This is a genomic window from Mitsuaria sp. CC2 (assembly GCF_048957715.1).
In the GTDB taxonomy this organism is placed as follows: domain Bacteria; phylum Pseudomonadota; class Gammaproteobacteria; order Burkholderiales; family Burkholderiaceae_C; genus Roseateles.
Window position 1 is genome coordinate 249350 of record NZ_JARVXN010000018.1, and the last position, 22004, is coordinate 271353.

Genomic DNA, 22004 nt, shown 5'->3' on the forward strand with positions numbered 1-22004 from the left:
GGCGACCCGATGGATCCGATTCTTTAATCGCCACGCGAGCCGCGACTCAGCGTCCGGCGGGCCTGGCGTAGTAACGGTCGAACTCGCCTTCCTCGACGAGCTCGAACCCATGCCGCTGGTAGAAGCGATTCGAGTCGCTCTGCTTCAGCGCACCGACGCGCACCGGCAGGCCGAGCCGCTTCGCTTCTTCGAAAACGTCCGCCAGCACTGCCGCACCCAGCCCGCGGCCTTGGCTCGCCGGATCGATGTAGAGGTGATCAAGCGACAGCCACTCCGCCTGCGGCGTCGTGACGACGAAGCCGACGCGATGTCCGTCGACCACGATGTGCCGCGTGCGCGCCGGATCGAAGCTCGAAAGAAAGCGCTCGCGGGCGCGCTGGGGATCGAAGCGGCCGATGCGCTCCAGGCTCTCGCGCATGGCGGCGATGCGCAGGGCCACCAATGCCTCAGCGTCGTCTGCGCTCGCCAGCGCCAGATGCACTTGCTGGGACGAAGTCATCGAGGTCGACATGATGCGGGATCGTAGCGGTCCCGGACGGCGGATCAGGAAGTCAAGAGCCTATAACTTGCCCGCACGCCGCCGACACGCTCCTTCTTCTTGAAAACCCTCGCCGACCCGTGATGCCGGAGCAGCACCGTGTGCTCATCGATCCACGTCGCCTCCACGACAGGACCGCCGTGCGCAGCGACCGGCGCCGCCCCTCGGTTGTCGTCCAGGATGAGCACGTTGCCCCCTTCGTTGGTCAGCGGCTCACCAGCCGACAGTAGCGCCACCTGCGTGGAGTTCGAGGTCGTCGCGCCGCAGCCGCGGACGAACACCACCACACGATGGCCGCCCTGTGGCGACCAGACCTCCGCCACGACGTCGTTGTCACAGGCATCCGGCAATCCGGAGAGGAGCCAGCCGAAGCCGAAAACGACGAGCCCTGCGAGCGTCAACAGCACCGGAGCGATACGGACCAACATGAGCGTTCCAGGAAAAGGAGAAGTCCCGGACTGTGAAGACGACGCGTGAGGTCAGCATGAAGTCGACGCCATCTCATCGCCGAGGTCGACCGCCCCGTCATGCCCCTCTTCGGCGTGCAAAAAAAGGACGCCCGACCAGCAGAGCTGACCGGGCGTTGCAAGTCCTAGAAAGGACGTCGTTGGGATCGGTGCCGTCCATCGGGGCCTGGCGGCCGCGCCGTTGGAGGGCGTAGATGGACTCTAGGGCGAACCCTGAGCGGGCGGCATCCCCTCAAGGTGGGATACATGCGCGAAATGGTTAGCAGGCGTAAGAGCGACTCCGCATTACGGAAAACTGCACCTGGATCGACTCGTTCGGACTCTGACTACCGTTCGGTAGCGCACAGAAGGCGCGCTCGCACGCGTGGCGCACGGCCCGCCCGGATAATCGCGACCCATGACCGCGCCCAAGCACCCCAACAAGTCCGCGCCTCGCCGGCCCGCTCCCAAGTCGTCCGGCGGCTCCGCGAAGACCGGCACGCCGCAGCGCGGTCCGCGGCCGCAGCAGGGATTCGGACCGTCGGGCCCGTCCGCGCCGAACTCGACGAACTCGCCTTACGCGCAACCCGCAGCGCCAGCCCCCGCCGCGCCGCCCGAAGCCTGGAGCGACGCCGATCTCGAAGAGCTGCAATCGCTGCTCGACGAGGTCCCCGCGCCGCTGGAGCCGCTCGACGTCTCCATGCTCGACGGCTTTCTCGTCGCGGTGATCCTGCAGCCCAAGCCCGTGCCGCTGTCCGATTGGTGGCGCTGGGTGCTCGATTCCGAGGAAGGCCGGCCCGCGCCCGCCCGCTACGACGCGCGACCGCTGCTGCAGCTCGTCCAGCGCCGCGAGCACGACCTGCGGCTCGCGATCAATGATCGCCAGTGGTTCGATCCCTGGGTCTTCGAGCTCGACGAGGACGCCTCCGCCTCCGAGACCGTGCTGCCGTGGGTCGCCGGCTTCGCGCTCGCCGCGGACCTGTTCCCGGGGCTGATGAACCTGGACGAGACCGAACTCACCGAGCCGCTCGCCCAGCTCTACATGCACCTGGATCCCGAGGACCTCGAGGACGCCGATGCGCTGCTCGAGGAGATCGAGAGCCTGGAGCCGCCGGAGGAACTCGACGACGCGGTCGAGAGCCTCGTCCGCGCCAGTCTGCTGTTGGCCGACGTGTCCCGGCCGATTCCGGCTCCCAAGCCGCAGCGGTCCGGCGGCCACCGCGGTGGCCCGGGCGGCCGCGGCGGACCGCCGCCCCGGCGCCCGCGCTGACATCGTCAGCGCTGAGCGCTGAACGCTCGGCGATCCGTCGACCGCGCTCAGGGCTCCGGAATCGCAGCGCCAGGTCCGACCTGGCGCTTCATCCACTCGCTCATCTCCCAGAGCGTGTGACCCACCGACTCGCGCGCCGAGTAGCCGTGCGACTCGAACGGCAGCGTCACGTAACGCACCGAACCGCCGGTGCCCGCCAGCGCCTGGTACAGCCGCGCGCTCTGGATCGGGAAGGTGCCGGAGTTGTTGTCCGCCTCGCCGTGGATCAGCAGCAGCGGTTCCTTCAGCTTGTCGGCGTAGTTGAACGGCGAGAGCTTCTGGTAGACCTCCTGCGCGTCCCAGTAGGTGCGGCGCTCGCTCTGGAAACCGAAGGGCGTCAGGCTGCGGTTGTAGGCGCCGCTGCGCGCGATGCCCGCCTTGAACAGGTGGGTGTGCGCCAGCAGGTTCGCCGTCATGAACGCGCCGTAGCTGTGCCCGCCGACGACCATGTGATCGCGGTCGCTGACGCCCAGTTCCACCGCCTTGTCGATGACCGCCTGCGCGTTGGCCGTGATCTGCGCGATGAAGCTGTCGTTCACCGTCTTCGGATCGCCGACCACCGGCATCGTCGCGTCCATCAGCACGACGTAGCCGTCCAGCAGCAGCATCAGCGGGCTCGTCGGCGCGAAGCTGTTGAAGCGGTTGCCGGAGCCGCTCACCTGGCCCGCGGTCGACGCGTCGGTGTACTCCAGCGGATAGGCCCAGACGAAGGTCGGACGACGCTCGCCGGCCTTGTAGCCCGGCGGCTTGTAGAGCCAGAAGGACAGCTCCACGCCGTCCGCGCGCTTGAAGCGGACGAACTCGCGCTGGATGTCGCGCAGCTGCGGCGACGGGTCCTTCGCATCGGTCAGCGGCTGCGCCGTCGCCAGCGCCGCGCCGCCGCGCAGCATCACGTTGCCGGGCTCGCCGACACTCTCCCGCACCGTCAGGACGCGGGCGCCCTCGGTGTCGAGCACGGCCAGCGGTCGCTCGTAGTGCGCGCTGTCCCCGCCGTTGGCCTCGGAACCCGACTGGAACACGCGCGTCTTCCTGTTGCCCGCGAGCACCAGCCGGTCGATGAAGGGCCTGTCGCCTTCCGGGCTCGCGCCGGTGCCGAAGTACCAGATCGCGTCGCCGTCCAGGCGCACGACCGGGCGTCCCGTCGGCTGCATGCGATGCACCGGCGTGCCGGGATCGCGGTAGCGGTCGCGCACCGAGCGCTCGATCAGCCGCTGCGCCGGCGACGCGCCGTCCATCGCCACCAGCTCCGTCGACGTGCGCATCTTCGTCAGGTCGAAGTCCTGCACCAGCGCCTGCTTGCCGCCCTCGACGAATTCGAGCCGCGACAACCGCTGCGGCACGCGGTGCACTTCGCGCGCCTCGCCGGTGTAGGGCGCGTCCAGGCGCATCAGCCGGTCGCGATGGGGCACCTGGGCGCGGTTGTCGCCGCCGTCCAGCGCCTCGACCCAGTACACCGCGCCGTCCGCGCCGGGCGAGGCGAAGAAGTTGCGCGGGCCGGTGATCACGCCTTCGACCGGCACGCCTTCCTTGAGCTTGACCTGTCCGATCCGCACCGCCTTGCCGTCGACGCCGCGCACCTCGGCCTGGGCCGCGAAGTCGTCCCAGCCGACCTGGTAGCTGAAGGGCGGCAGCAGCCGCATGGTCAAGACCTGACCCGGTGTCCCGAGCGCTTCGAGGTGGCTGAAGATCCCCGGCTCGCCGATCGGCCGCACCGTCCCCGTGTTGAGGTCGATACGCGCCAGCTGCGAGGTCGCGTGATGCGCGAAGACGGCCGCATCCTGCGCGTTCATCAACAGATCCTGCTGGGTACGCTCCGGCGAGTTGCGCGCGATGGATTCCTGGATCGACGGACCCGACGGCGCGGCGAAGGTCGGCGCCGGACCGCGCCGCGCGGGCACCGTCAGCGTGACGAGTTCATGGTCGCTGAGCCACACGACGTCGTTCTCGAGCATCGTGTGCAGCTTGAGCCTGGGCACCGCCTTGAGCTTGCCCGTCGCGACGTCGCCGACCCACAGCTCGACGGCCGTGTCGGTGCGACGGTTCAGCAGGAAGCGCTTGCCGTCCGGCGAGAAGCGCAGCAGATGGAAGGCGCCGCCGGCCGGCAGCGCGACCGGCTTCGCGCTGCCTTCCGCGCCGTTCTGGAGCGGGCGCAGCGAGAGCGACTCGATCGCGACGATCAGCTGCGGGCTGTCGGTGGCCGGGTCGTAACGCAGGCCGGCCTGGCGCAGCACGGGGCGGGCGAGTTCCGCGATCGCGCGCGATTTGCGGTTGACGACGATCGCCAGCGTGCGCTGGTCCGGCGATACCTGATAGACCGGCAGCGCCTTGGCGTCGAGCACCGCGCGGATCGCCTCGGACGGTTGCTGATAGATCTGCGCGAGGGTCGCGGCGGACGTCAGCGCCGCGGTCTGGACCGAACTCGACGCGGCCTCGTCGGCCGGTGCCGCGATCGCGGAGAGACCGCCGAACGCGGCGGACAGGGACAGGGTCAGCGGGATCAACGACGAGGCGCGAGGCTGGGACATGTGTCGGCACCGTGAAGCAGAGGAAGGCGGCAATCTAGCAGCGCCCTCCCCCGATGTCCGACGTCAGCCCCCCGGGTGATCCCGAGGTTTCAGGCCCTGGCGTTCACGTCCGCATCACGCAGCGAACAGACGCGCCGCATGGAGGCCCAATCCCGTCGCGACCGATGCGAAACGGTCGCCGCGCACCGTCTTGGCGTCCGGGTAGTCCGCCGCGATGCGGTCGGCCAGCACGGTCAGGCCGGTCGAGCCGCCGGTGAAGTACAGCGCGTCGATGTCCGACGGCTTCAGGCCCGCCCGTTCCACCGTCTCACGGCCCGCCTGGGCGATGCGTTCGATGTCGCCACGCAGGGCATCCAGCGCGACGGTTTCCGAAAGCGGCACGGTCAGGCCGGACTCGATCAGCTGCAGGTCGATCACGCAGTCGCCGCCGCCGGCGACTTCGATCTTGGCGTCTTCCGCGCGATTCGCGAGCTCGTGGCCGAGCCGCTCGTCCAGCACCGTCATCAGCCGTTGATGGTGGCGCGGATCGCCGTAGAAGCCCTTCATGTTGCGCAGCTCCAGCACGCGCTGCGGGCTGTAGCAGGTGTTGATCAGGTGCCAGGTCGCGAGATCGAAGTAGACACCGCTGGGGACCTCGCGGGGCGTCTGGCCCGGCTTGGCCGGGCCGAGCGCGCGGTAGCCGAACTCGCGCAGGATGCCGGTCAGCTCGATGTGGCGGTCGAAGTCGGTGCCGGCGATGTGCACGCCGTGGCTGGCGAGGATGTCGTCACGGCGGTCCAGACGCTTCACGCGGTCGGGGCCGACCCGCACGATGGAGAAGTCCGAGGTGCCGCCGCCGATGTCGGCCACCAGCACCAGCTGCTCCCGATCGGCCTGCTGCTCGAAGTCGAACGCGGCCGCGATCGGCTCGAACTGGAAATGCACGTCCTCGAAGCCGACCGCCCTCGCCGCCGCCGCCAGCGAGGCCTGTGCCGCCGCGTCGCGCTCGGGCTCGCCGTCGACGAAGTAGACCGGCCGGCCGAGCACGACCCGGCGCGGCTCGTGGCCGCCGGCGTCGGACGCGCCGGCCTGCTTGCGCAGGCGCTTGAGGTAGCCGCTGAGCATGTCGATGTACTTCACGCCGCGGCCGCCGCCCACGTCCGTGACCTGGTCGATCAGGCTGGAGCCGAGGATGCTCTTCATCGAGCGCATCAGACGCCCATCGGTGCCCTCGACGTAGGCGCTCATGGCCGCGCGGCCGAAGGCGCGCGGCGGGCCGTCGGCATCGTGGCGGCCTTCGGCGAAGTAGAAGACCGCCGTCGGCATGGTCACCTTGTCGCCCTCGAGCGGCACCAGGCGCATCGCGCCCGGGCGGCCGGCGTCAGGGACGGCGACCGCCGAGTTGGAGGTACCGAAGTCGATGGCGCAGAAATCCCGCGGCAGGTCGGAAAGCGAAGAGGACATGGCGGCGCGGAGGAAATGCGAAAAGGGCGCGGATTCTAGCCGCGCCCAGGTTTCGGGGGTTCGGGCGCCCGGATGACGCCTCAGGGGTCCGGCCGGATCAGGCGGGCTGCAGGCTGCGCACCGACTTCGCCGGCAGCGCGTCGCCGTAGAAGCCGAAGTCCAGTTCCGGACGTTTGCCGCTCATCAGTTCCGCCAGCGCGCGGCCGGAGCCGGCGCCGTGCGTCCAGCCCAGGGTGCCGTGGCCGGCGTTGATCCACAGGTTGGACGCCTTCTGGCTGCGGCCGATGTAGGGCACGTTGGTCGGCGTACTCGGACGCAGGCCGGTCCAGTAGTTGGGCTCGGACAGGTCGGCGACGCCAGGGAACAGTTCCTCGTAGCGGCGCACCAGCGACTCGCAGCGGACCTTGGAGGTCGGGCTGTCCAGGCTCGTGTCCAGGCCCACCAGTTCCGCCGTGCCGGCGATGCGGACGAAGTCGCCCAGGCGCGAGATCGCGATCTTGCGTGCGTCGTCCAGCAGGCTGACCGTGCTGGCCTGCTCCGGCTTCTTCAATCGCAGCGTGGCCGAGTAGCCCTTGGCGGGGTAGATGTTGAGATGCTCGCCCAGCGACTTCGTCAGGGCCGGCGCGTAGGACGCCAGCGCCACGACGTAGGCGTCGCCCTTGAGCCACTGCGTCTGGCCGGTCTCGCGCGACTGGATCTGCACGCCGGCGATCTCGTTGCCCTGCGCGCCGCCTTGCGGCTGCAGCGCGACGATGTCGTGGTTCCAGAGGAACTGCGCGCCACGCTTTTCCGCCAGCTTCGCCAGCGCCTGCGTGAACACACGCGCGTCGCCGGATTCGTCGCTCGGCGTGTAGGTGCCGCCGAACACCGCGTGCTGCGCCGAGCGCAGCGCGGGTTCGATCGCCAGGACCTCGTCGCGGCTCAGCACGCGGCGGTCGACGCCATGGCGGCGCATGATCTCGGCGCCCTGCGCGCCGGCTTCGAAATCGGCCTCGCTGCCGAAGAAGTGGAGGATGCCCTTCTGCAGGCGGTTGTACTCGATGCCCGTGTCGGCGACCAGCGACTGCAGCGACTCGTGGCTGTAGCGGCCCAGGCGCACGAGCTGCTCGACGTTGCGTTCGAACGCCGCCGTCGTGCACTGGCCCAGGAAGGACAGACCCCAGCGCCACTGCGCCGGATCCAGACGCGGACGGAACAGCAGCGGCGCGTCGTCCTTCAGCAGCCACTTCGCGACCTTGAACGGCGCGCCGGCGTTGGCCCAGGGTTCGCAGAAGCAGACCGAGATCTGCGCGCCGTTGGCGAAGCTGGTCTCCAGCGCCGCATCGGGCTGCCGGTCGACGACCACGACCTCGTGACCCTGGTCCAGCAGGTACCAGGCGGTGTGGATGCCGATGATGCCGGCGCCGAGGACGATGACCTTCATGGAGAGCTCCAGGTGAACTTGTGGTTCCGCTGCGGTTCAGCGTGGGACAGGCAGGCTTCAGGCCAGCGGGCGCAGGATCAGCTGCAGTCCCAGCAAGGCCATCACGAGGGCGATCAAGGCATCGATGCTGCGCCAGACCGCCGGCCGGCGCAACGCCGGCGCCACCGCCGCCGCGCCGAAGCCCAGCAGCGAGAACCACATCCAGGACGCCACCGAGGCGCCCGCCGCGAACGGCCATTGCAGGCCGGCCGGCTGCTGCGCGCCGACGGTGCCCAGCAGCACCACCGTGTCCAGGTAGACATGGGGGTTCAGATACGTCATGGCCAGCGTGCTGCCCAGCACCGTCGACAGCGAGGCGGTGCCCGCCTGCGCCTGCAGGCCGGCCCGGGGAGACAACGCGCGCAGGGCCGCCTTCACACCGTAGGCCATCAGGAACGCGGCGCCGCCCCAGCGGAAGACTTCCATCAGCAGCGGACTCGCCGCGATCAACCGGCCCAGTCCGAACACGCCCAGCCAGATCAGCAGCATGTCCGACAGGGCGCAGACCACCACCACCGGCGCCACGTGCTGGCGCATCAGGCCCTGGCGAAGCACCAGCGCGTTCTGCGCGCCGATGGCGACGATCAGGCCGGCTCCGGTGAGCCAACCTTGCAACAGGGCTGCGCTGGGGGACGACATGGATCGATGGCCGGTGGGTCGAGAGCGGAGAGCGGAGGGCGGATTTCAGGACGAGCGTCGCCACGCCGTCGAGGGCGTAGTAGGCGGGATTGTGAGGAGACGACCTGCTTTGATGAAGCGGGATTAATATCTCAGCGACTCCATTAGGAACGCTTATGAAAGACCTGGACGCCGCCGGCTTGGATTGCTTGGCCGCGCTCGCCGACGAACGCAGCTTCGAACGTGCCGCCGAGACGCTGGCGATCACGCAGAGCGCCGTGTCCCAGCGCCTGCGCAGCCTGGAAGCGCAGGTCGGCCAGCTGCTGGTGGTGCGCTCGCGTCCCCTGCGGCTCACCGAACCGGGCAAGCGGCTGCTGCGTTACGCCCGTCAGCTCGCGGCGCTCCGCTCGGACGTCGTGCGGGAACTGGGCGTGCAATCGGCGCAGGCCGAACGGCTCCCGATCGCCGTCAACGCCGACAGCCTGGCGACCTGGGTGCTCCCGGCGCTGGATCCGCTGGTGCAACGCGGGATGCGGGAGGGCTTCGGCCTGGAACTGGTGGTGGACGACCAGGACTTCACCCACGACTGGCTGCGCCAGGGCGAGGTCTTGGGTTGCGTCACGACCGTGCCGCAGGCGCTGCGCGGATGCATTGCCCAGCCGCTGGGCGTGATGCGTTACATCGCCGTGGCGAGTCCGGACTTCGTTGCCCGGATGCTGCCCAACGGCCTGGGGGCGGCCAATTTCGCGCAGGTGCCGTTCCTGGTGTTCAACCGCAAGGACGATGCCCAGCAGCAGTGGGTCCGCCAGGCGATGGGGCTGCGCTCCGCTCGGCTGAACGCCCGCTACGTGCCGTCCAGCGAAGGCTACGTCAACGCGGTGCGGATGGGCTGGGGCGTGGGCGTGGCGCCGGAGCTCCAGGTCCGGCCGCTGCTCGCGAGCGGCGAACTGGTGGCGCTGCGGCCGGAGGTCCAGGTCGAGGTCGCCCTGTACTGGCACCAGTGGAAGCTGGGCGGCGAGAGCATGGCCCGCGCGTCGGGTGTGGAGGGCGTACCGGGCAGCAGGGTCGCCAAGGGTGCCGCGGTTGCAAGAAAAGCGACAACGCCGGAAGGCGGGGCGCCTCCGGCGTTGCTGGATCAGATTGGGGAGGCGCTGGCCCGGGGAGCCAGGGACGCCTTGATCAGTGCCTGATCAACGCTTGAGGGCGGCGACCTGCACCTTGGTCTGCGTCTGCAGAGGCGCCTGTGCCACGCCGGGCGTGGCCGAGGCGGGCGCGGCCCCCTGCTCGACCAGGCGCATCCTGAACCCGCCGCGCTCGTGCTTGTCCTGCACGGAATTGGCCAGCCAGGCGGAAGTCAGCACGACGCTGCCGACGATCGCCCAGGTCATTGATTTGTGAATCAGTGGAGACATGAGAAAGCAATGGCTTCCACGAATTAGGGAAGTCGCGAAGCATAGTCACCCCTGAATGAGGGGGGCATCACACCTAAGTGGGGCACGTGGTTATTTCGCCGCACCTGTGGTGGGCAAGCCCCAATCTGTGTGTATTTGTCAGCGCGATTCTCGCGCACCCGCGATCTGGGGATTTGCCTGAAGACAAAGGCGCGCAAACTGTGCTTCACCGCAAGACGCAGCATCGTCGTCGAGCGGCGCCCTCACCCCGTGCTTTCCGACGAGGTCCATCATGCGCATCACCTCCGCCCTTCGCCTCTTCCGTCGCGACTCGCCCGCCGGCCGTGAGCCAGAACCGGCCGACATGGGCACGGCATTCGGCATGGAAGCGAGCTTCGGCGACGAGAGCGAGTACGAGGACTTCCGGCGCAGCGACTACGGGCTGGAATCAGAATCCGCGCCGCCGGCCACGGTCGAGTCGCCACTGTCCTGGATGGCCGCCCGACGCGGCTGACGCTCAAGGCGCCCCACGTGGGCGCCTTTTGCATTCCTGAGCCGCGAGTCCCCGGAGCCGTCCCGTTTGGCGGCGGGCCGGCGGGTATCAGGATCAGCGGATGAGCAGCACCGGCACGTCGCTGTGGGCCATGACCTTGGTGGCGACGGAGCCCAGCACCAGCTTGCCCAGCGCCGTGTGGCCGTGCGAGCCCATCATCAGCAGATCGAAGCGGCCCTTCTCGGCCACGGCCGTGATCGCTTCCGACGCGTGCCCGGTCTTCACGACGTACTGCGCCTTGATGCCGCGCTTGTCCATGAAGGTGCGGATCGGCTTGAGGACCTTCTCGGCCTCGTCCTGGTAGTACTCGGCGAGCACGGCCTTGTCGAGCACCGCGGCCGCACGTGGCGGCACCCCGGGGACCACGTGCACGACGGTGTAGTCGTGCGAACCGCCCAACCACTCGTCGTGGGCGGAGAGATACGCCAGCATGCGCTTCGAATACGTGCTGCCATCGACGGCGACGAGGATCTTCATCAAAGGCTCCCTCTCTGTGACGGCCGACGACCGGCCTCTGACCAGTGTGTCACAGGGTTGCTTCCGGAAAGCCGCACATACCCCGCAGGCTGCTTCGTCCTTGACGTTGGACAATCGCGGCTTCTGTCATCCGCCCTTCGCCGACCCGCCGTGCGCCTGCAACTGATCTCCGACCTCCATCTCGAGCGCCAGACCGACTTCCAGACGACGGCCGCGCCGGACGTCGACCTGCTGGTCCTGGCGGGCGATGTCGGCTCGTACCAGACCGGCTCGCGACTGGTGACGGACGACTTCGGCCTGGGCCGCTTTTCACCGAAGCGCGACGGCGCGCCGTGGCCGCGCGTGCTCTACGTGCCTGGCAACCACGAGTACGACGGCATCGATTTCGCCACGGCGCAGGTGCGGCTTCGGCAGACCTGCGCGGACCTCGGCATCGAGTGGCTGGATCGCGAGCAAATCGTCATCGGCGACGTCCGGTTCCTCGGGACGACGCTGTGGGCCGACTTCGACGCGCTGGCGGCGCGCGAGTCGACGCCGACGAAGCAGCTGGCGGCCAGAGAAAAGGCCTTCCGCGCGGCGAATCACTACCTGCGTCGGTTCTCGACGCTGATCGACGGTCAGCACATGCTGGCGGAACGGCAACGCGACCTGGCGCTGGAATGCCAGGCCTGGCTGCGCGAGGCGCTCGAACGGCCTTTCGAGGGCAAGACCGTGGCGGTGACGCACTACGCGCCCACGCTGCGAAGCGCCGATCCCCGCTACGGCCTGACACCAGGCACCGCCGGCTTCTGCAACTCGCTCGACGACCTGCTGCCCCATGCGGACCTGTGGCTGCACGGCCATCTGCATTGCGCCCACGACTACGTCGTCGAGTCGTCTGCCGGCCCGCGCGGCGAAGTTCCGCATCGGTGCCGCGTCGTCGCCAATCCGCTGGGCTACGCCAACAAGGGCGAGCAGGAGGACTACCGGCCGGACCTCGTCATCGAAGTCTGAGCCGTCTCTCTACCAAGCCCAGGCGGCGCCAAGCAAGGCTTCAGCGTTTCGCCGGCGGACCGTCGTAGGTCCAGAGATATTCGCGCGGCATCGGACCCTTGTTGCGGCCGCCCTGCTGCGTCTGCTCCCAGGCGTGCGCGAGGATGCCCACCGAGCGCGAGATACAGAACAGGCCCCGCGCCAGCGGCGCCGGGAAGCCAAGCTCGGCGTAGATCACGGCGGTCGCGCCGTCGATGTTCATCGGGATGCGGCGACCGTCCTTGCGCCGCTGCAGCTCCGCCTGGACGGCTCGACCGATCGTCGCGAAGCGACCCGAGACCACGCCGAGCTGGGCCGCCTCGTCCACCAGTTCCAGCAGCCGAGGCGCGCGCGGGTCCACCGGATGGAAGCGGTGTCCGAAGCCCGAGACGAACTTGCCGCGCAGTTCGATCGCCTCGTCCAGGCCCGCGGCGGTGGCGTCTTCGAGCGAGCCGCCTGCGTCCATGCGCATCGCGATGGCCTGCAGCATTTCCACGCACTGCTCGCCCGCGCCGCCGTGCACGTCGCCGAGCACGTTGATCGCCGACGCCATCGCATTGTTGAGGCCGACGCCGCAGGTCGCGGCCATGCGCGCGATGGCGATGCTCGGCGCCTGCGGGCCATGGTCGACCGCAGCCATCAGCGCGACGTCCAGCAGTTTGGCCTGCTCCGAACCGGGCAGTTCGCCGCGCGTCATGAGCCAGATCATCTGCGCGAAGCTGACCTGCCCGATCAGGTCCTGGATCGCATGGCCGCCGTAGCGGATGACGCCGGGCGACATCTCGATGATCGAGGTACGCCACCAGTCCGGCACGCGTTGATCGTGCACCGGTCCGTCGACCGGCGGCTGCTTGCCTTCGTTGGCGCTCATACGGCCTTCTCCTCTTTCAGCGCGGCCCGCTCGGCGGCGCCGTAACCCAGTTCTTCGAGGATGGCCTCGGTGTCCTGGCCGAGCCGCGGCGGCGGCGTCGACACGGACGGCGCCTGCCCGTTCAGCTTGAAGCCGGTGCGCAGCACGCGGACATCGCGTCCGACGCCGGGCACGTCCTCGAAATTCGCAACCATCCCTCGGTCCGCGATCTGCGGATGCGCGAGCGCTTCCCTCACGGAGTACACCGGACCCGCAGGCACGCCCGCATCGTTCAAACGCTGCCACCACTCCGCAGCGGAGCCATCGGTCATCGCGGCTTCGAGCAGATGCGTGAGTTCGGCCCGGTGCTTCAGCCGCGCGTGGCGATCGACGAAGCGCGGATCGGTCTTCCACTCCGGATGACCGACCGTGTCGCAGACGGCCTCGAACTGCTCCTGCTTGTTGGCCGCGATATTGAGCAACCCCTGCCCCGTGCGGAAGGTGCCGGACGGACTGGCCGTCACGTTGTCGTTGCCCATCGGTTGCGGCTCGCGGCCTGCGACGAGCAGGTTCGACACCGCCCATCCCATCGTCGCCATCGCGGCTTCGAGCATCGACACGTCGATGAAGGTCGCCTCGGCGCGTTCCTTGTCCGCCAGTGCCGCGGCGATGGCCATCGCCGCCGTGAGGCCACCGATGGTGTCCGCCACCGGATGACCGACGCGGAACGGCGCCGAGTCCGGACCGCCGGTGATGCTCATCATGCCGGACATGCCCTGGATGATCTGGTCATAGGCGGGCAGGTCGCGCAGCGGCCCGTCCTGGCCGAAGCCCGAGATCGCGCAATAGACCAGCCGCGGGTTGACCTGACGCAGCTCGTCGAAACCGACACCCAGCCGCTGCATCACGCCAGGCCGGAAGTTCTCGACGACGACGTCGGCCGTCGCCACCAGCTTGCGGAATACCGCCTTGCCGGACGGCCGCTTCAGATCGATGGTGATCGAGCGCTTGCCCGGGTTCTGCGCCAGGAAGGACACGCCCATGTGCGCCTGGTTCAGCGCCGTGTCGGCGCCGAGCTGGCGGGCGAGGTCGCCGGTCTCGCGCGCCTCGACCTTGATGACGTCGGCGCCCAGGTGCGCCAGCTGGTGGCACGCGAAGGGGCCGGCGAGCACGTTGGTCAGGTCGAGGACGCGGACGCCGCGCAGCGGGGATTGGCTCATGCGAAGCTCCGTGGCACTCAGTCGACCTTGACGTTGCCGCTGCGGACCACGTCGCCCCAGCGCTTCTGCTCACGCGCCAGGAACTGCGCCGCCTGCTGCGGCGTGCCGGCCATCGGGACGCTGCCTTCGGACTGCAGCTGTCCGATCGTCGCCGCCTTGGCCAAGGCCTTCTGCACCTGCGCGTTCATCCGCGTCACGACCGCTGCCGGCGTGCCGGCCGGCGCCACGATCATCTTCCAGTCCGAGGTGTCGAAGCCCTTGAAGCCGCTCTCGGCCACCGTGGGAACGTCGGGCAGCACCGGCAGCCGTGCGGCGGAGCTGATCGCCAGCGCCCGCAGCTTGCCGGCCTTGATGAAGGGCACCACCGTCTGCGGCGTCGCGAAGTAGTAGTCCACCTGACCGCCGAGCAGGTCGGTCGCCGCCGGACCGGCGCCCTTGTAGGGGATGTGCGTCACCTGGATGGCGGCCTGCTTCGAGAACAGCTCCCCCGTGAGATGACCCACCGTGCCGTTGCCGGCGGAGGCCATGGTCAGGGTGCCGGGCTTTGCCTTCGCGGCGGCGACCAGGTCGGCGACCGCCTTGAAGCTGGAGGACGACGAGACCACCAGCACCACCGGCTGCCCCGCGACCAACGCGACCGGCGTGAAGGCCTTGGCCGCGTCGTAGGGCATCTTGGGATAAAGCGTGGGGTTGATCGCCAGGTTGGCGGTCTGGCCCATGCCCAGCGTGTAGCCGTCGGCCTTGCTCTTGGCGACGGCGTCCAGCCCGATGTTGCCGCCCGCGCCGGCCTTGTTGTCCGGGACGAAGGTCCAGCCGGTGTCCTCGCGCACCTTCTCCAGGATCAGCCGCGACACGATGTCCGTGCCGCCGCCGGGCGGGAACGGGACGATCAGGCGGATGGGCTGGGTCGGAAAGGCGGCGTCGGCGGCCAGCGCCGCGGTCGCGGTCATGCCCGCGCTCGTGGCGGCGATCAGGGTGAAGGCGGCGCCTCGGATCAGGCACTGCGGGGCCAGGGACTTCGTCATGTCGCGTCTCCGTGTTTGTTCTATCTAGCAGAACGTCGGTTTGTTTGATAGAACTGTAGGACGTCTCCGTGATGCCCTAGACGAGGGATTACCCGTGGCCGAATCAGACAGCGCACCTTCCGACAACCCCGAGGCGACGGCCGAATCCAGCGGCGTGGCCGTGCTCGACCGTGCGTTCGCGCTGCTGGGCGCGTTCGGCCAGGACGACGACGCCCTGTCGTTGGCGGAGCTGTCGCGGCGCACCGGCCTCTACAAGAGCACCGTGCTGCGGTTGCTGGCCGCGCTGGAACACGGGGGATTCGTGCGGCGGCTGCCGGACGGGCAGTACGCCATCGGGCCGGCGCCGCTGCGGCTGGCGACGATCTACCAGCGCTCCTTCCATGTGGGGCCGGTCGTGGAACCGCTGCTCAAGCAGCTCAGTTCGGACACCGGCGAGACGGCGTCCTTCTACGTCCGGCACGGCGAGGCGCGGATCGCGATCCATCGCTGGGAGCCGGCGCGCTCGGTGCGCGCGGCGGTGGCCGTGGGGCAGCAGTACGCGCTGCACCAGGGCGCATCGGGCAAGGTGCTGTGCGCGTTCTCGAACGACCACCGTGCCGCCCACGCGGACATCCGCGAGCGCGGATGGGGCGCCTCCTACGGGGAACGCGAGCCGGACACGGCTTCGGTCGCAGCGCCGGTGTTCGCCGTCGACGGACGTGTGCAGGGAGCGATCGCCGTGTCCGGGCCGCGGGTGCGGCTGTCGCCGCCCGAGACCATGCTGAACGCCTGCCGCGCCGTGCTCGGCGCCGCACGCGAGGCCAGCCGCCTGCTTGGCGGCGATGTCGCGCTCTTGGACACGGCGCTGCGGACCGTGTCGATCGCCGACTTCACGACCGGCGGCTGACCATGGAAAACGCCGGCGCAAGGGCCGGCGTCGTGTGGCGTCACCGCCCTCGCCGCGCCTCAGGCGCGACGTGACGGCCGGCGGAGATCAGGCCGCGCCGTGGCAGTTCTTGAACTTCTTGCCCGAACCGCAGTGGCAGGGATCGTTCCGGCCCAGCTTCGGCGAGTCGCGACGCACCTGCTCGACGTGATACCGCTGCTGCTCCGTCGCTTCCTGCAGGTCGACGACGGTCAGGATCAGGTCCTCGATGGCCTCGTCGATGTTCTTGAGCGGATGCTCCTTGTCCAGCAGCTCGACGATCTCCACTTCCTCCGGCGTCTCGGCCGGCAGGTGGCGGTACAGGCGCGCCAGCAGCGCGTTGATGTTGTCGTCGGCCTGCTCGTGCAGGTCGGGGAAGGTCACCGCGGCGTACTCGAAACCGCCCACCCACGGCAGCAAGGCCTGGGTGATCGGATCGTCGGGGAGCTGCGGCGCGTCCGGATCGACGGGCTCGTCGGCGTTGGCGTCGGCCTTGGCGTCGGCTTGCGCGGCGGCTTCCGGAGCGGCGCCTTCCGCAGCGTCTTCAGCGGTGCCGTCGGCGTCCGCTTCATCCGCTTCCAGGTCCAGCACCACCGGGTAGAACCAGCCCTGCTCCAGCATGCTGTGGTTCAGCGAGGCGAAGCGGCGCTCCACCAGCGCGCGGATGCGGGCCAGCCAGGCGGGGTCGACGTCGTCGGGCAGCTCGCGGCCCTCGTAGTCGAAGATCGGCGGCAGCCATTCCTCGATCGGGATCAGGCGGGGCTGCACCAGCACGCCGGCCAGGTAGCCGTCCAGCATCGAGGCGTCCAGCGGCTCGAGGGGCTCGGGCGTGATGGCGAGGAGTTCGTCGAGTTCGTCGAACTCGGCGTCGGAAAGGTCATGGGCAATGCTCATGGGGCGCGATTGTCGCCGCTGACGTCGGCCGGCGTGGGAGCGACTGCATCGGCGGACGGCGGACGCACCGCGTCGATCAGCCGTTCGCGCATCCAGCGCTGGGCGCTGCGGTCCTCGTTGCGCAGGTGCCAGAGCACGTCGACGTGCACGGGCGACAGCGGCATCGGCAGCGGACGGTAGATCAGCGCTTCCTGGTAGCCGGTGGCCGTGATGAAGGACTGCGGCAGCACCGTCAGCAGGTCGGAATGCGCCACCACCCGGCCGGCGGTGAAGAACTGGTTGACCGTCAGCGCGATCCGTCGGCTGCGCTTGAGCGCCGCCAACGCCTCGTCGACGAAGCCGTAAGGCCGGCCCGAGAAACTCACCAGCAGGTGATGCGCCTGGCAGAAGACGTCCAGCGTCAGCTCCTGGTCGGCCAGCGGATGACCGCGCCGCATCACGCAGACGTAGTACGAGTCGTACAGCCGCTGCTGCCGGATCGCCGCCATGTCGCCCTGCCCTTTCAGCGCGGCGACCGCGTTCGGGAAATAACCGAGCGCGAAGTCCGCCTCGCCCTGCTCCAGCAACTGGCGCGGGTCGCGCGTCGTCAGCGGCAGCACATGGACGTTGGCCAGGGCACGCATCTGCTCCAGCTGTTGCATCAGCGGCGGCAGGATCAGCGCTGCCGTCGCGTCAGCCATCGCCAGACGGAAGGTGTACTCCTCGGACGTCGGCTGGTAGTCGCCGGGATCCAGTGCCACTCGTAGCCGGGTGAGCGCCGACCGGACTTCCGGCCAGAGCCCTTCCGCCCGCGACGTCGGCTTCATCCCGAAGGCCTGGCGCACGAACAAGTCCTCGCCGAGCGCCTCGCGCAGCCGTTTCAGCGCATGGCTGACGGCCGGTTGCGTCATCGACAAGCGCTCGGCCATGACGGCGTCGAACACCTTGAGCAGGTTCAGATCGAGGTTCCGGAAGCTCATCTCAGGCACTTTTCCACGGAAAACCAGCCGAATCGGCGTCCACGCCACAGTCCCGCGAGGGCCCTCGGACCGGTCGTCCGGGACTTGGCTTGCGCATTACTTGGCACTTCACGAGAGCCGCTGTGATGCGCATCACGGGCTGAACGCGATCCGCCCAATGATATGCACAGCGTTCATACATTCAATGCCCATCTTTCATTGGCGGCATGCCTAGGGCAAACCCTATAGTTCAGTCCATCGGTTCTACAGAGCCGACCCAAACAAGCCAATCAAAGGAAATCGCCATGAGCGTCGCTACCCAAACCTTCGGTCTTCCCCTGAGCCGCACGGTGCGTCGCGGCGGCACGTTCGCCACGATCGGCGCCCGCGTCTGGGCCCGCACGATCACGAACGTCAAGGCCCGCATCGAGACTGCCAAGATGGCTCGCGCCGAGCGCGAGATCCTGGCCCTCGCCGCCCAGTACGAAGAGAGCATGCCCTCCTTCGCCGCTGAGCTGCGCGCCGCGAACGCCCGCCGCAACGGCTGAACAGTCGAACGGCTGAGCAGCCGACCTGCCGGGCGCCGTGTGGGCCCGGTCGCACCGTTCGGAGACAGGTGATGTGAGCGCAGGCTCTCATTGAATGCCGCTCCAGACTGACCGAAAGAAAAGCCCGCTTCGAATCGCTTCGAGCGGGCTTTGCCTTTTCTGGCTCCCCCGGACCCGCCTCTTTCGAGGCGGTCGCCGGGTGGAATCCGGGAGACGATCAGGCCTGTGCCAGGCGCTGTTCGATCTTGGCCTTGGTAGCGGGCAGTTCCGCCGGCAGGCCCTGGGCCAGCTGGATGAACAGCTCGTCGTGGAGCTTCAGTTCCGTCGCCCAGTCGTCGTTCGAGATATGGGTGACGGTCTTGTACTGTTCCGGCGTGAAGGCCAGGCCTTGCCAGTTCAGGTCTTCATAACGCGGGCTGGTGCCGAAGGCGTGCTCCACACCTTGGCCCTTGCCGTCAACGCGCTCCAGCATCCACTTCAGGACGCGCATGTTCTCGCCGTAGCCGGGCCACACGAACTTGCCGTCGGCGCCCTTGCGGAACCAGTTGACGCAGAAGATCGCCGGCAGCTTGGCGCCGGACTGGGCCAGCTTGGCGCCCAGGGTCAGCCAGTGCTGGAAGTAGTCCGCCATGTTGTAGCCCATGAAGGGCAGCATCGCGAACGGGTCGCGACGGACGACGCCCTGCTGGCCGGCGGCCGCGGCGGTGGTCTCGGAGCCCATGGTCGCGGCCATGTAGACGCCTTCGGTCCAGTCGCGGGCCTCGGTCACCAGCGGCACGGTCGTCGAGCGGCGGCCGCCGAAGATGAACGCATCGATGGCCACGCCGGCGGGGTTGTCCCACTCCGCATCCAGCGCCGGGTTGTTGGTCGCGGCGACGGTGAAGCGGGCGTTCGGATGAGCGGCTTTGGCGCCGGTCTCCTTGGCGATCTCCGGGGTCCAGTCCTTGCCTTGCCAGTCGACCAGATGGGCCGGCGGCGTGTCGGTCATGCCTTCCCACCAGACGTCGCCGTCGTCGGTCAGCGCGACGTTGGTGAAGATGACGTCCTTGTCCAGGCTGGCCATGCAGTTCGGGTTGGTCTTCACGTTCGTGCCCGGGGCGACGCCGAAGTAGCCGGCTTCCGGGTTGATCGCGTAGAGGCGGCCGTCCTTGCCGGGCTTGATCCAGGCGATGTCGTCGCCGATGGTGGTGACTTTCCAGCCTTCGAAGCCGGCGGGCGGGATCAGCATCGCGAAGTTGGTCTTGCCGCAGGCGCTGGGGAAGGCGGCGGCGACGTGGTGCTTCTTGCCTTCGGGCGAGGTCACGCCCAGGACGAGCATGTGTTCGGCCAGCCAGCCCTGGTCGCGGCCCATGGTGGAGGCGATGCGCAGCGCGAAGCATTTCTTGCCCAGCAGCGCGTTGCCGCCGTAGCCGGAGCCGTAGGACCAGATCTCGCGGGTCTCGGGGTAATGGACGATGTACTTCGTCTTGTTGCAGGGCCACTTGACGTCGGCTTGGCCGGCTTCGAGCGGCGCGCCCACGGTGTGGACGCAGGGCACGAACTCGCCGTTGTCGCCGAGCGTGTCCAGGACCGCGCGACCCATGCGGGTCATGATGCGCATGTTCACGGCGACGTAGGGGCTGTCGGACAGTTCGACGCCGATGTGGGCGATCGGGGAGCCGATCGGGCCCATCGAGAACGGCACGACATACAGCGTGCGGCCGCGCATGGCGCCGCGGAACAGGGCCTTGTCGCCGGTCTGCAGCAGGGCGCGCATCTCCGCCGGTTCCATCCAGTTGTTGGTCGGACCGGCGTCGAGCTTGTTCTTCGTGCAGATGAAGGTCCGGTCCTCGACGCGGGCGACGTCGGTCGGATCGCTCCAGGCGAGGAAGCTGCCGGGACGCTTGGCCGGGTTCAGCTTCTGGAAGGTGCCGGCGTCGACGAGCTGCTGGCACAGGCGGTCGTACTCGGCCTGGCTGCCGTCGCACCAGTAGACGTCCTTGGCCTCGGTGAGGGCAGCGATCTCCGCGACCCAGGCGACGAGTCGCTGGTGTTTGACGTAGGCCGGTACGTTCAGGCGCAAGCCTTCCATCACAGGTTGATTCATGGCGGTTTCCAATTTGAGGATATGAAAAGCGGAATTGGGTCAGCTCCGTTCCGGTGGCTCCCGACCCCTTCTTTCAGAGGAGGAGACCGCGGAGCTGACCCAATGCCGCGCCTCAGCGTGGTGCTTCGCCGAACACTGGTTCCAATGTAATCACGCCGTAACTCCAACGCCTGTCGGGGTTATGCGTTTTGGGAATGGATTGATGCGCAGCCGGGAGCAACGCTTCATCGTCTCCGCGCCAATATCATGGACATGTTAGATATCGCGGCCACTTTACATACAGTAGCCGCGTTATCCATTCAAACGGCCAGCCATGTCTACCCTGCTACGGAAGAACCGCGGCCAAGCAGCCACTGCCGATTTATCGGCCCTTTTTGAGGCCGGCGGATGGCAAGTCCAGATCGAAGCGCCCGGGCAAGATCGGGGGCCGGATCTGCGTATCAAACGTCGCGCGCGACATCTGACCGTGGACATCAAGGCGCCTGCGGAAGGACGGACTGATCGCGCCATCCCGTTGCTCGCGCAAGCCATCCTGCAGGCCCAGACCTATGCGAAAGCCGACGCCGGCGCACAACCGCTGGCAGTCCTCTACTTGGAAGACGCATCGGACGCGCTGATCGGCCAGGTCGGCCGCTTTGTCGACACCTATGCGCCCGGTACCGCCGTCGGCCTCGTGACAAAGAGCGGTGTGCGCTACTTCCGCGACCCCAACCTCGAACTCGAAGCGCTCAACGCGGGCCGATCCGCCTCCTCACGACGCCGCACGACTTCCGCTAGGACGCCGGTCAATCTGTTCTCGGACCTGAACCAATGGATGCTCAAGGTTCTTCTGGCGCCTGACCTGCCGCCCGAACTGATGAAGGCGCCACGGGATCAGTTCCGCACCGGCGCCGACTTTGCGCAGGCCGCTGGCGTGTCCACGATGAGCGCTTCCAGGCTGCTGCAGCAATTGCGACAGGAAGGCCACCTGGACGATTCCTCGACCACGCTCAGGCTGGTCCGCCGCGAAGAACTGCTGCGTCGATGGCAGGCAGCTTCGATGAAAAGTCCGATTCAGAGGCCTATGCGCTTCGTCCTCAAGACGTCAGTAGAGAAGCAGTTGCACCAGCTTCTGGTCGCGCACCCTGCGCAGGTCTGTCTTGGCTTGTTCTCGGCAGCCGATGCATTGCGCGTGGGCCATGTCAGCGGCGTTCCCCCGCATGTGATCGTCCCCAGCCTATCGCGCCTCGACGACAAGACATGGCGCGGCCTCGTCCCCGTGGCTTCCGGCGCGCCTGATCTCATCGTGAGGGAGACGGCCGCACCACAATCGACGTTCCGCGGTGCCGTCATGCGCGACGGGGTGGCTTGTGCCGATGTCCTGCAGACGTGGTTGGACGTCGCCAGCCACCCGGCGCGCGGCGAAGAGCAAGCGGCGGTGATCTACAACCAGATCCTTCGACCTCATCTCCTTGACGGAACGCGCTGAATGAATGACTTGGTCGCATTTGCGACGCTGGTGCAGGCACTGGACCCGTGGCGCGCCCACCTGATCTTCATCGGTGGCTGGGCCCATCGCGTGCACCGCCTCGACCCGCGGGCAAATCTGCTGGACTACCAGGCGGTTTTCACCAAGGACAGCGACCTGGCATTTGCCAATCAGGCACCGCTGGAAGGCGATATCCGGGCTGCCTTGATCCGGAGGAGTTCCGGCTGACGTGTCAAATCTCCTTTGAGCGGATCTTCGAGTCGCCTTAGCGCTGCCGGCCTTGACGGTATCAAACGGC

At 68.3% G+C, this 22004-nt stretch carries 22 protein-coding genes; 8 read left to right on the plus strand and 14 right to left on the minus strand.

Annotation, left to right across the window (positions count from 1 at the left end; translation table 11 throughout):
• Positions 1-46: 46 nt before the first annotated feature.
• Together PV762_RS13790 and PV762_RS13795 are read right to left on the minus strand one after the other, a co-directional pair.
• Positions 47-511 (minus strand): GNAT family N-acetyltransferase, encoded by a 465-nt coding sequence (locus tag PV762_RS13790; protein ID WP_421035575.1) that lies wholly within the window; start codon positions 509-511, stop codon positions 47-49.
• 32 nt (positions 512-543) lie between these two features.
• Positions 544-966, minus strand: coding sequence for a hypothetical protein (locus PV762_RS13795; protein ID WP_421035576.1), 423 nt, complete (start codon positions 964-966; stop codon positions 544-546).
• Between the two features lie 436 nt (positions 967-1402).
• On the opposite strand from PV762_RS13795, the gene PV762_RS13800 reads away from it, so the two are divergent.
• Complete coding sequence (locus PV762_RS13800; protein WP_421035577.1) at positions 1403-2254, plus strand: YecA family protein; 852 nt, start codon at positions 1403-1405, stop codon at positions 2252-2254.
• 47 nt (positions 2255-2301) lie between these two features.
• Here the strand turns inward: PV762_RS13800 and PV762_RS13805 are convergent, their stop codons facing one another.
• The 4 genes from PV762_RS13805 to PV762_RS13820 all read right to left on the minus strand — a co-directional run bounded on the left by PV762_RS13805 (position 2302) and on the right by PV762_RS13820 (position 8362).
• Positions 2302-4818 carry a prolyl oligopeptidase family serine peptidase gene (locus PV762_RS13805; RefSeq protein ID WP_421035578.1) on the minus strand — a complete coding sequence of 839 codons (2517 nt, stop codon included), beginning with the start codon at positions 4816-4818 and terminating at the stop codon, positions 2302-2304.
• A gap of 114 nt (positions 4819-4932) precedes the next feature.
• Positions 4933-6261, minus strand: coding sequence for an Hsp70 family protein (locus PV762_RS13810; protein ID WP_421035579.1), 1329 nt, complete (start codon positions 6259-6261; stop codon positions 4933-4935).
• Between the two features lie 97 nt (positions 6262-6358).
• Complete coding sequence (locus tag PV762_RS13815; RefSeq protein WP_421035580.1) at positions 6359-7684, minus strand: D-amino acid dehydrogenase; 1326 nt, start codon at positions 7682-7684, stop codon at positions 6359-6361.
• A gap of 57 nt (positions 7685-7741) precedes the next feature.
• Positions 7742-8362 (minus strand): LysE/ArgO family amino acid transporter, encoded by a 621-nt coding sequence (locus PV762_RS13820; protein WP_421035581.1) that lies wholly within the window; start codon positions 8360-8362, stop codon positions 7742-7744.
• 155 nt (positions 8363-8517) lie between these two features.
• Here PV762_RS13820 and PV762_RS13825 point away from each other — a divergent pair, with 155 nt between their 5' ends.
• The gene (locus tag PV762_RS13825) at positions 8518-9531 is read left to right on the plus strand and encodes a LysR family transcriptional regulator ArgP (RefSeq protein WP_421035582.1); all 1014 of its coding nucleotides are present in this window, start codon (positions 8518-8520) and stop codon (positions 9529-9531) included.
• On the opposite strand, the gene PV762_RS13830 is transcribed toward PV762_RS13825, so the two are convergent.
• Entirely contained in the window at positions 9532-9729 is a 198-nt protein-coding gene (locus PV762_RS13830; protein ID WP_421035583.1) for a hypothetical protein, read from the minus strand.
• A 295-nt stretch (positions 9730-10024) separates the two neighbouring features.
• On the opposite strand from PV762_RS13830, the gene PV762_RS13835 reads away from it, so the two are divergent.
• Positions 10025-10246, plus strand: a complete 222-nt coding sequence (locus PV762_RS13835) for a hypothetical protein (RefSeq protein WP_421035584.1) — start codon at positions 10025-10027, stop codon at positions 10244-10246.
• Positions 10247-10339: 93 nt separating this feature from the next.
• Here PV762_RS13835 and PV762_RS13840 read toward each other — a convergent pair whose 3' ends face one another.
• Complete coding sequence (locus tag PV762_RS13840) at positions 10340-10762, minus strand: universal stress protein (protein WP_421035585.1); 423 nt, start codon at positions 10760-10762, stop codon at positions 10340-10342.
• 150 nt (positions 10763-10912) lie between these two features.
• Between PV762_RS13840 and PV762_RS13845 the strand changes: the two genes are divergently transcribed.
• Positions 10913-11755, plus strand: coding sequence for a metallophosphoesterase (locus PV762_RS13845; protein ID WP_421035586.1), 843 nt, complete (start codon positions 10913-10915; stop codon positions 11753-11755).
• Positions 11756-11795: 40 nt separating this feature from the next.
• Here PV762_RS13845 and PV762_RS13850 read toward each other — a convergent pair whose 3' ends face one another.
• Genes PV762_RS13850 through PV762_RS13860 form a run of 3 tightly spaced genes read right to left on the minus strand, consistent with a single transcriptional unit; the run spans position 11796 to position 14868 of the window.
• Entirely contained in the window at positions 11796-12644 is an 849-nt protein-coding gene (locus PV762_RS13850) for a citryl-CoA lyase (RefSeq protein ID WP_421035587.1), read from the minus strand.
• Positions 12641-13843: a CaiB/BaiF CoA transferase family protein gene (locus PV762_RS13855; RefSeq protein ID WP_421035588.1), complete on the minus strand. Its 1203-nt coding sequence runs from the start codon at positions 13841-13843 to the stop codon at positions 12641-12643. Before PV762_RS13855 ends, PV762_RS13850 begins: the two co-directional genes overlap by 4 nt.
• A gap of 17 nt (positions 13844-13860) precedes the next feature.
• Positions 13861-14868: a Bug family tripartite tricarboxylate transporter substrate binding protein gene (locus PV762_RS13860; RefSeq protein WP_421035589.1), complete on the minus strand. Its 1008-nt coding sequence runs from the start codon at positions 14866-14868 to the stop codon at positions 13861-13863.
• Positions 14869-14962: 94 nt separating this feature from the next.
• Between PV762_RS13860 and PV762_RS13865 the strand changes: the two genes are divergently transcribed.
• Positions 14963-15754: an IclR family transcriptional regulator gene (locus PV762_RS13865; protein WP_421035590.1), complete on the plus strand. Its 792-nt coding sequence runs from the start codon at positions 14963-14965 to the stop codon at positions 15752-15754.
• A gap of 87 nt (positions 15755-15841) precedes the next feature.
• Here PV762_RS13865 and PV762_RS13870 read toward each other — a convergent pair whose 3' ends face one another.
• Together PV762_RS13870 and PV762_RS13875 are read right to left on the minus strand one after the other, a co-directional pair.
• A complete protein-coding gene (locus tag PV762_RS13870) occupies positions 15842-16666 on the minus strand; it encodes a UPF0149 family protein (RefSeq protein WP_421035591.1) in 825 nt (274 codons plus the stop codon).
• Positions 16663-17625 (minus strand): LysR family transcriptional regulator, encoded by a 963-nt coding sequence (locus tag PV762_RS13875; RefSeq protein ID WP_421035592.1) that lies wholly within the window; start codon positions 17623-17625, stop codon positions 16663-16665. The genes PV762_RS13870 and PV762_RS13875 overlap by 4 nt, the downstream gene beginning before the upstream one ends.
• 284 nt (positions 17626-17909) lie before the next feature.
• Here PV762_RS13875 and PV762_RS13880 point away from each other — a divergent pair, with 284 nt between their 5' ends.
• On the plus strand, positions 17910-18152 hold the full coding sequence (locus PV762_RS13880; protein ID WP_421035593.1) for a hypothetical protein: 243 nt from the start codon (positions 17910-17912) through the stop codon (positions 18150-18152).
• Between the two features lie 217 nt (positions 18153-18369).
• Here PV762_RS13880 and PV762_RS13885 read toward each other — a convergent pair whose 3' ends face one another.
• On the minus strand, positions 18370-20238 hold the full coding sequence (locus tag PV762_RS13885) for a phosphoenolpyruvate carboxykinase (GTP) (RefSeq protein WP_421035594.1): 1869 nt from the start codon (positions 20236-20238) through the stop codon (positions 18370-18372).
• 313 nt (positions 20239-20551) lie between these two features.
• Between PV762_RS13885 and PV762_RS13890 the strand changes: the two genes are divergently transcribed.
• A complete protein-coding gene (locus PV762_RS13890; RefSeq protein ID WP_421035595.1) occupies positions 20552-21706 on the plus strand; it encodes an RpiR family transcriptional regulator in 1155 nt (384 codons plus the stop codon).
• Positions 21707-21934 carry a GSU2403 family nucleotidyltransferase fold protein gene (locus tag PV762_RS13895; protein ID WP_421035596.1) on the plus strand — a complete coding sequence of 76 codons (228 nt, stop codon included), beginning with the start codon at positions 21707-21709 and terminating at the stop codon, positions 21932-21934.
• Positions 21935-22004 lie beyond the last annotated feature (70 nt).